We start from the raw sequence: 1,284 nt of genomic DNA, 5'->3' as shown, positions 1-1,284 counted from the left end.
ATTCCTTTGCTCGAGTGACTTTCGCGGGTCTCTCGAAGAATCACGCGATGACCTTCATTCATCCGGCTACGACACGCCGGTACCGCTGATCAGGTCCGACTCGTACACCACTCTGCTGGACGCAACCCAGGTCGCGCGCCCGCACGAAATCAGCCAGCGCCCGCGAGGGGTGATAGCTCGGGTCTGGCGGCGCGTCGAGGGGGATGATCAGCGGGCGTTGGCGTGCGGTGACTTTCAGCTCGGCCAGCAGCTCCGGTGGGATCAGCTGCCCGGTGTCGAGCAGATGGGCCGGCGTGTTGCCTCTGCCCTCGAGCGTGGCCTGATCGGCGACGACATGGATGACCACCGACCCTGTCGGCGTCTCGCTTGCAGCGCAGTCGGGTTCACCACATTGACAGGTCAGCCGCTTCAGCCCGGTACCCAACGCGCCAAGCGCATCGGAGCGGCGCTGGCCCACCGTTCGCGGATCGGTCTCGCAGACCGACTTCGCCATGGCGTTGAGCCGCTTGTCCAGGGCTGCACCGCCAGTGACCGACAGCCGTGCCGTCAGCTCCACGTAGCCCTCGGTGGACTCCCAGAACGTGACATCTCGGTCATTGCCGCGATCCTGAACACGCCGCACGGCGTCGGGATCGTGACGAATCACGATGTCGTCGATCTTGGTGCCCAGCTTCCCGCCGGACATCGACGGCCACCGGGCCACAATGGCGGCCAGTTCGTTGTCGATGGCGGCCATCGCCTCAGAATCGGTGACCAGGTGAGTGCGGTAGACGATCGTCTTGAACAGCTGGCAGTCGATATCGCCGGCCTCAAAGACCGTGGCGACCCCAGGCAGTCGCAGCATCGCCAGCGCGTAGTTCATATAGCTGTTCGCCTTGCCCAAGCTGAGCCGCAGTGCGGCAGCGACCTCGGCCCCCACCGCACGCCAGGTGTCGACCGCCCAATCCTCGCGCTCACCCAGCGACTCGCGGCGCAGCTCGAAGAGGTCGGCGATCACCCGCAGCCGTCTGGCGGCGGCCTGATTCTCCAGCCTCGACACGTTCGTGAGCTGGCCGACCAATTCGCGCGCCCGCTCGGAATCACTCAGCTCGACATACTCGCCCGGCCAATGATCGAACATGTGTTCGAGTATGCCACATTGGGGCGACAAGTTGCTCTGTCATCTCTCAGGACATCGGTGACAGTTCTGTATCAGGACATCGGTGACAGTTTGGGTGGTGTTGGTGGTGACACTTCTGCCCTCAGGCTCGGGCGGTGGCTGGTAATGAACCTATCGATCCTGTC

At 63.9% G+C, this 1,284-nt stretch carries 1 protein-coding gene; it reads right to left on the bottom strand.

The features are described from left to right. Window positions 1–58: 58 nt before the first annotated feature. A complete protein-coding gene (locus HPC46_RS34430; protein WP_233717047.1) occupies window positions 59–1,120 on the bottom strand; it encodes a 13E12 repeat family protein in 1,062 nt (353 codons plus the stop codon). Window positions 1,121–1,284 lie beyond the last annotated feature (164 nt).

This window comes from Mycolicibacterium vinylchloridicum, from assembly GCF_013404075.1.
Classification (GTDB): Bacteria; Actinomycetota; Actinomycetes; order Mycobacteriales; family Mycobacteriaceae; genus Mycobacterium; species Mycobacterium vinylchloridicum.
Note: the sequence above shows the minus strand (reverse complement) of the source record. Positions and strands in the feature narration are given on the sequence as shown.

Coding starts and splice junctions, on each gene's coding strand:
- HPC46_RS34430 (WP_233717047.1), bottom strand. CDS start 1,120: ATGTTCGATCATTGGCCGGGCGAGTATGTCGAGCTGAGTGATTCCGAG.